Genomic DNA, 7,458 nt, shown 5'->3' on the forward strand with positions numbered 1-7,458 from the left:
AAACGAATCACTTTTTACATTTTTAGAAACCGCATTACATTGGCTAGACAACCACGATGAAATAGCTAATTTTCACCTAATCCTATTATTAGAAACTACCAAATATTTGGGATTTTACCCCGATACTTCTGATGTCGATATGCCTTTTTTCGAAATGATCGAAGGAGTTTTTACACCTTTTCATGCCGTTAGTTCGCTTACCGAACATGAAAGTAATTTGTTTAAAAAACTGATTGATTTAAAATTCGACAACAGTCAAAAAATATTCCATGTCATAGAACGCCAAATCCTTCTAAAAATACTGATTGATTACTATAGTTTCCACTTGGACGGCTTTAGAAAACCAAAATCACTTGATGTTTTAAAAGAGGTTTTCTCCTAAATTCTTTTAAAGTTCGTACTTTTTTAATCTAGCCCGTAAGTCAGCAATAATTTCGTCTTTCTCTAATATTCTTAAGTCTTTTTCAGTAATGAGTTTTTCCGATTGTTGGGAGATAGTCGACTGATAAGCAAGTGCTATACCTCCTTTTTGCATCTTGTTGTTAAAAATGATCCCATCAGGAAGTAAGTCAAGGAAGTTTTTGTCAAGAGCCAATGCAATTTTTTCAAGCATATTTACATCGGGAGTTGTTTCGTTGCGTTCATATCTTCTGTAAGTAGTTTCAGAAATAGCAAGTTTCGAAGCCATATCGTTTGGTTCTAATTTTTTTTCGATGCGCAAACTTTTTAATTTTGTACCAATATCCATAAGTATCTTTTGTGACTAGTTATACAAAATTAGAATAAATTTATTTAAAATGTCAAATTCGGTAAAAATTATATCAAAAACGGCAAAACTTGTGCTGTTTTTGATTTTAAAACACAAAGTATTTAGTTTTTATTTGTACGAAGGGTTTTCCTATGAAAATCTTATAAAAACATTTATTAACGATTAAATAATTACATTTATGAAAAATTTAGAAATTAAAAGAATTAGCCTTGCTAATATCGAAAGCAAGATGTCATTAGTAGAAATGGAAAGTATTAAAGGGAGTCGTAGTAATCCTTGTGAAAGTACAACTATGGGTATTGTTTGTGGATCAGCTGCTGTGTTGCTTTTTACACCTTTTTTTGAATTAGCACCTATTTCTGCTGTTGCTTGTTCTGTATGGGCTTCAGCAAATCATTGTGGGTAAATCAATTTAAATAAATATTAGTAATATAAGAATTTGTAATATGGAAGAAAATATTATCATGAAAACGTCGCTTAGGGACGTCAATAAGAAATTGAATGTGGTTGAAATGGAGAAAACGATTGCTTCAAGAGGATTTTGGGATGGTGTTTGTACATCTGTCTATATAGGAACTATGTTTTTTCCTCATCCAGTTCTTGTAGGTGCATCAGTGGGGTGTGTTCTTTATGATGCATACAAATAATTTTTAGTAAGAACGACTTTTAATGATTAGCTGAAACATGAAGAAATATAAATTTATGAAAATATTTAAAGTAATATTAGTTGTTCTAATTTTGTATGTGTCGTACGTTGACAGCTTGAACAACTTTGAGATAGTAATTAAATACTTAGTATTTTTATCTGTTGTAGCAATAGGTATTTATGAGTTAATCAGTTTTAGTCTTTGTAGAAAGGATAAAAATTACTAAGTAAATAGCAGTTTATTTAAAAAGTCTTTTTAAATGATTTTTTCATTTTTGAAGGCTTTTTTATTTGGAATTAAATTTTAAATATCCAGTAAATACTTTTGTTATTTTCAAAATTCTCATAACAATTAATCAAAAAAACTAATTTATGTACAGAGATTTTATAAAAACTAATTTTTGATAAATTATTATTTAACTCTCGCCTTAACCAATATTTTTAAAAATGAAAAGCAGTTTTTACAAGTTGTTATTTCTTTCAACAGCTTTAGTTTTACTTACAGAAATTACAAATAGTTTAATCGGTCTTAAAGATCTTCTATATAATTCCTTTAATGAGCAACTTACTAAAAAACAGATAGAAAATGCTTTTGCATTTCAGGAAAAATGGCATTGGGTCGGATATCTTATCGTTCCGCTTGTGACCATTATCAAAACTAGCCTAATAGCTGGTACTCTATATATGGGTACTTTTTTTTATAGTAAAATACTAGTTAGTTTTAAAAAATTATGGGGTATTGTACTAAGTGCAGAATTTGTATTTTTGTTAGTGCCAGTGTTTAAAATGATATGGTTTTATTACTTTAAAACTAGCTACAAGTTGGAGGATATTCAATATTTTTATCCATTATCAGCCTTAAATATTGTGGGACTTGAAGGGCTAGAGCCTTGGTTTATCTATCCGTTTCAAACACTTAACTTATTTGAGATTACATATTGGCTCATACTGGCTTATAATATTGGTAAAGCAACACAAACCAATATGGATGATGGTTTAAAGATTGTGATATATAGTTATGGTTTAGCCTTGCTATTGTGGGTGGTAACGGTGATGTTTATTACACTTAATATGGCATAAAGTTCAACAGCAGAGAGACACAAAAATAACGCTGAGTTGCTGAATATTGCGCAAATCTTTGTGTCTTTATGAAAAAAAATCAAAATGAAAAAAATTCTAAAAATAATTATTCTCATAGTCGTTTTGTCTATATTGGCGTTTATGGGCTACAAGGTGGTAACTAAAATTAGGCAAAAAAAGGAGGTGGCGGAGCATATCAAAATCATTCCAGTTTTTGAGTACCAAACGCTAGAGGGTAAACCGTTTTCTAACAAAGACTTGAAAGAAAATACAGCCACCGTTTTCTTGTATTTCAACAGCGAGTGTGAGCATTGCCAAAGCGAAGCAACTCAAATCAAGGAGAAAATAAATCAGTTCAAAAATGTTCAACTTGTTTTTATCTCCTTTGAGGAACCAAAACAAATAGCGACTTTCGCAATAACCTATAAATTGAACAACGATGCAAATATTTATTTTTTATGCGATTCGAAAGTTAGTTTCGCGACTACTTTCGATGTAAAATCTCTACCAACTATTGTCGTATATGATAAGGAAAAGAATTTACTAAAAAAAATTAAAGGACAAGTTAAAGTTCAAACTATTCTAAAATTGTTAAATAAAGCCTAAATGATTTTAGATCGTTGCTTAACGATTTTTTGACCTGAGCGATAGCGAATTAGTGTAGCTTTCAGATTTATAAAAACACATACTAAAAAAAAATCCAACATATTGCCGTTCTTGCTGCATAATATGGATCGTGTCATTCGTGTTTTCCTTACTGTGTACATTTCTGTTAGTTAATCCATTAGTCTATTTTTTATCGTAACCGATAATAAGGATGTTATGCCAGACAAATAAAAAAAACATCTGGTACATACTTTAAAACTTCAATTGATTTTAACCGTAACCCCAATTAAAACAAATTACATTGCATTCAAGACAAATTAAAAAAGCACACACGTTACAATTGGATCAGTCTGATTGTGGCGTAGCTTGTTTATTATCAATTATTAAATTTTATAATGGTAATAATTCTTTAGAAAAACTAAGAGAGTTAAGCGGTACAACCAAACAGGGCACAACAATGCTTGGTTTGTATCAAGTAGCCAATGAGTTGGGTTTTACCGCTGAGGGCATTCGAGGAGAAATGCAAGGTCTTAAAGAGCACAACGAACCACTTATATTACATTTGTTGATAGGAGAAAATTCTGAGCATTATGTGGTTTGTTACGAATATGACGAACAAAGAGGTTTTTTGGTAGGTGACCCAGCTAAAGGATTATATTATTTGTCTGAAACAGAATTAGACAAAATTTGGGCATCAAAAATTTGTTTAGTCTTGTCGCCAAACGAAAACTTTGTAACTAATAAAGAAGCAACTAAAGCACAAAAAAAGTATTTTGTAAACTTACTCAAAAACGATTACAAGTTGTTGTTTTTTAGTATTATAATTGGTGTTTTTGTGGCTAGTCTTGGAATGGCTATGTCGCTATTTTCACAAAAACTTATTGATGAGATTTTGCCCTCGCATAATATCAAAAAATTGATTACTGGAATTGTTTTATTAACCATTTTGCTTTTGGCTAGAGTTGGTTTTATGATTTTAAGAGAATTTTTCTTGCTCCAGCAATCCAAAGATTTTAATAATAGAATAAACTTTCAATTTTACAATTCCTTATTGCATTTGCCAAAATCTTTTTTTGACAATCGTAAAATTGGTGAATTAATCGCCCGTTTAAACGATACTAGTCGTATACAAAGCGTGATAAAATTGCTGGCTAGTAATCTTGTTATCGATATTTTGGTTGCGATTGTTTCGATTATTTTTTTATTCTTGTATTCTTGGCAAGTAGCAGTAATGTCGATAATTAGTTTGCCTATTTATTTTTATATTATTTATCGAAGTAATAAAAAAATAATAATTGCACAAAGAGAGGTAATGCAATGCTATGCCTTGAACGAAAGTAATTACGTTTCTTCAATGCAAGGTATTGAAACCATAAAAAACAACAACCGTCAGACTGTTTTTGGTAATGTAAATGAATCTATTTTTGGAGATTTTCAAGAAAAAATATTCAATTTAGGTAAAATAAATATTCAATTGTCGTGGCAAGCAGGATTGTCCAGCGTGATTTTCTTAATTGGTATTTTGGTTTATACATCTATAATGGTTTTTCATAAGGAAATGCAGCTAGGCGAATTGATGGCAGTTTTAGGAATTTCAGGTTCTTTATTGCCATCAATTGCCAATTTGGCTTTAATATCGATTCCTATAAACGAAGCCAAAATTGCATTTATTAGAATGTTTGAATTTGCATCGATAGAAAAAGAGAAAGAAGAAGGACAGCCTTTAACAGAAATTGATTCTATATCAATGCGAAATCTTTCTTTTCGGTTTGCAGGAAGAAATGAATTGTTTTCCAACATTAACATAACCGTTGAAAAGGGAAAAATAACAGCTATAGTGGGCGAAAGTGGCAGTGGTAAAAGTACTTTAAGCCAGATTCTGCAACGTTTTTACAATTTTGAAAAAGGAAAAATAATTGTAAATAATCAATTTGATTTAGCTGAGATTGAGTTAGAATGTTACCGCAATTTGATAGGTGTAATTCCACAAGAAATTATGATTTTTAACGGAAATGTAATTGATAATATTTTACTAGGAAAAACAGAAAATCCAGAAGCTTTTGTACAGTTTTTAAAAGAATATGGTTTTGAATTTTATTTTAGCCAATTCCCGCAAGGATTAATTACTATTCTTGGAGAAGAAGGAATCAATTTATCTGGTGGACAAAAACAATTGATTGCTTTAGCAAGAGCTTTATATAAAAAGCCACAGCTACTTATTCTAGACGAGGCTACCGCTGCAATGGATAGGAACACTGAAAAATTTACGATTGAACTTTTACAAAAGGTAAAAAAAAATTGCGCCATTTTCTTTATTTCTCATCGTTTGAATGCGCTACGAAATAATGCCGATAATATATATATTTTGGAAAATAAATCTATTTCAGCTTTCGGAAATCATGAGGAATTAATGAAAACAAGCAATTTTTATAGTGATTATTGGAAAGCTTAATCGTTTTTTTTGATTGTCCGTTTTTAATCATAACCCTGTAATGCTTGCTATTACCCCGCTGCTCGAAGTGTCCTTAAAAAAAACGTACTTAAAGACTGCGGGCTGCTGCGCGAATGTCTCTGACTTCGCGCCATTTTAAATCGTTTCGCCATCCGTAAACGTGATAAAAGTCTCACGAATTTTTACTATAACTATCCTTAGAATAATTAGCGTTTCAAAAGGGATAAAAAAATACAAAGTAACCGTTTGGATTATTTTGTAGTTTTATTTAAAATGGAGTATTATGATTTATCACTTAACGATTTGAATTTAATAAGACATCTACGAACAAGTCGGGAGACTTTTATTAGATTTACGTATAACAAGAACATTCAAGAAAAGGTCGAAGTCGGGAGACTTCGCCGAGCGGTAAATACGCAGGTTTCTAACTATATTAAAATCATGAAATGAAGCATATAAAACTAATTTTAATTTTGAGTTCAATAACTATCTTTTCGTTACAAATATTTACGGATTACAATATTAGCAAGTGGATTAAAGCAGCAGGATACCTATTCTTGTCGTGCAATTTTTTTTTAGAATATCATAACTCGATAAAGAACACAAACAAATAACACTTTTCTACGTTACTATATTATTGAATTTTAACAATTTAAAAAAGAGTACATAATGAAGAATTGACTAAAAATAGAACGCGCTTTTTTAAATATTACCGGATAACGTGGGTTTGCAATCCGTGCCCACAAAAATTAGCTATTTTGTCCAGTCGAGCGCAGTCGAGATTTACTTTTTTTTGCTAAAACTTATGTGACAAGCTTCAAGAATGGGTTTAATGTAGAGTTCAAATTGCGTGGAGCTTGGAAATATTAAGAGTAACCTCAATGAAAAATTAAAATTTAAACACAAGATAATGAAAACAAAAATTAAATTATTATTGATCTTTTTAGTGTTGTCTAATATCGCATTTGCCCAAAACGCAGTCAAAATGACTAATAACTATGGAAGTGAAAATATCGATATTCAAGGTCTCATTGACTTTGAAAATATTTACATAGAAAGATTGACTTTAGAGAGCAATGAATTAAATGGAAAATTTATTACTGTAAGCATAGAAGAATACAAAAACGGAAAATTGAAAAACACATCAATATTATTTGATGGTTCTGAAAGTGATTATTTTAAAATTGATTCCAACAAAGAATCCTTAAAATTCTTTTTTAAAATGACTGATGGAAAATTAAAGGCTTATATAAAAGGACAAAAATTTGGAAGCAAAAAATCATTCTTTAAATTATTTGAAGAATCTGAAAAATATGCATTGAAAGATTTTTTCGGAACTAAAAAAGAATTAAACCTAGATATTAATAAAAAAAATGCAGTCTTTGCAATTATAACACCAACAATTCACAAAGATGGTTCGGGTTCATATTGTGAAGTTGCACAATCAAATATAGCGGCTGACAAACTTGGGGAACATTTTAATATTCCACATTATTTCATAGTCAACATCGAATTTAAATAAAAGACTTTAGCAAACCCACTAGGGCGGATTTACTTCGTTGGTTCGCTATCGCTAGTTTGTAATCCATGCTCCGATAGCGCGGATTTGCAATCCGTGCCCACAAAAATTAGCAACTTTGTCCAATCGAGCGCAGTCGAAATTTAGTTTTAGCATTGAAACAATCAAAATTGTTGACAAACCAGTAAATGATTTTTTTGAATTAGAAGGAGATGCGTAAAAGTGTTTTTCCTTCTTTGACAAAATCCCAATAGATCGATTTTGGCTTAAAGCGTAACTTTCGACCTGCGACTTTCAACTTTCGACTTTAATTTATTACTTTCGCACTTCGATTAAAGAAAAGGATAAAATGAGCACAAAATTTACTGAATACAAAGGACTTGACT

General features: G+C 30.5%; 8 protein-coding genes. 7 read left to right on the forward strand and 1 reads right to left on the reverse strand.

What is annotated here, in order from left to right; translation table 11 throughout:
* Window positions 1-382, forward strand: a 382-nt coding sequence (locus ACH2BG_RS07440) for a DNA repair protein RecO (protein WP_395047077.1), incomplete at its 5' end; no start/stop codon positions are given.
* Between the two features lie 6 nt (window positions 383-388).
* Here the strand turns inward: ACH2BG_RS07440 and ACH2BG_RS07445 are convergent.
* Window positions 389-748, reverse strand: coding sequence for a helix-turn-helix transcriptional regulator (locus ACH2BG_RS07445; protein ID WP_309756846.1), 360 nt, complete (start codon window positions 746-748; stop codon window positions 389-391).
* Between the two features lie 199 nt (window positions 749-947).
* Here ACH2BG_RS07445 and ACH2BG_RS07450 point away from each other — a divergent pair, with 199 nt between their 5' ends.
* From ACH2BG_RS07450 to ACH2BG_RS07475, 6 genes are all read left to right on the forward strand, one after another.
* Window positions 948-1,175, forward strand: a complete 228-nt coding sequence (locus ACH2BG_RS07450; RefSeq protein ID WP_309756845.1) for a hypothetical protein — start codon at window positions 948-950, stop codon at window positions 1,173-1,175.
* Window positions 1,176-1,215: 40 nt separating this feature from the next.
* Window positions 1,216-1,416 (forward strand): hypothetical protein, encoded by a 201-nt coding sequence (locus tag ACH2BG_RS07455; protein ID WP_395047078.1) that lies wholly within the window; start codon window positions 1,216-1,218, stop codon window positions 1,414-1,416.
* A 446-nt stretch (window positions 1,417-1,862) separates the two neighbouring features.
* Window positions 1,863-2,495 (forward strand): hypothetical protein, encoded by a 633-nt coding sequence (locus ACH2BG_RS07460; protein ID WP_395047079.1) that lies wholly within the window; start codon window positions 1,863-1,865, stop codon window positions 2,493-2,495.
* 84 nt (window positions 2,496-2,579) lie between these two features.
* Window positions 2,580-3,101: a TlpA family protein disulfide reductase gene (locus ACH2BG_RS07465; protein ID WP_395047080.1), complete on the forward strand. Its 522-nt coding sequence runs from the start codon at window positions 2,580-2,582 to the stop codon at window positions 3,099-3,101.
* Window positions 3,102-3,402: 301 nt separating this feature from the next.
* Window positions 3,403-5,553: a peptidase domain-containing ABC transporter gene (locus tag ACH2BG_RS07470; RefSeq protein WP_395047081.1), complete on the forward strand. Its 2,151-nt coding sequence runs from the start codon at window positions 3,403-3,405 to the stop codon at window positions 5,551-5,553.
* 850 nt (window positions 5,554-6,403) lie between these two features.
* On the forward strand, window positions 6,404-7,075 hold the full coding sequence (locus tag ACH2BG_RS07475; RefSeq protein ID WP_395047082.1) for a hypothetical protein: 672 nt from the start codon (window positions 6,404-6,406) through the stop codon (window positions 7,073-7,075).
* Window positions 7,076-7,458: the final 383 nt, after the last annotated feature.

The sequence above is a fragment of the Flavobacterium sp. genome, assembly GCF_043779715.1.
Classification (GTDB): Bacteria; Bacteroidota; Bacteroidia; order Flavobacteriales; family Flavobacteriaceae; genus Flavobacterium.

What these genes read in the sequence shown, in the direction of transcription:
- ACH2BG_RS07445 (WP_309756846.1), bottom strand. Translation starts at nt 748, where the DNA reads ATGGATATTGGTACAAAATTAAAAAGTTTGCGCATCGAAAAAAAATTA.
- ACH2BG_RS07450 (WP_309756845.1), top strand. Translation starts at nt 948, where the DNA reads ATGAAAAATTTAGAAATTAAAAGAATTAGCCTTGCTAATATCGAAAGC.
- ACH2BG_RS07455 (WP_395047078.1), top strand. Translation starts at nt 1,216, where the DNA reads ATGGAAGAAAATATTATCATGAAAACGTCGCTTAGGGACGTCAATAAG.
- ACH2BG_RS07460 (WP_395047079.1), top strand. Translation starts at nt 1,863, where the DNA reads ATGAAAAGCAGTTTTTACAAGTTGTTATTTCTTTCAACAGCTTTAGTT.
- ACH2BG_RS07465 (WP_395047080.1), top strand. Translation starts at nt 2,580, where the DNA reads ATGAAAAAAATTCTAAAAATAATTATTCTCATAGTCGTTTTGTCTATA.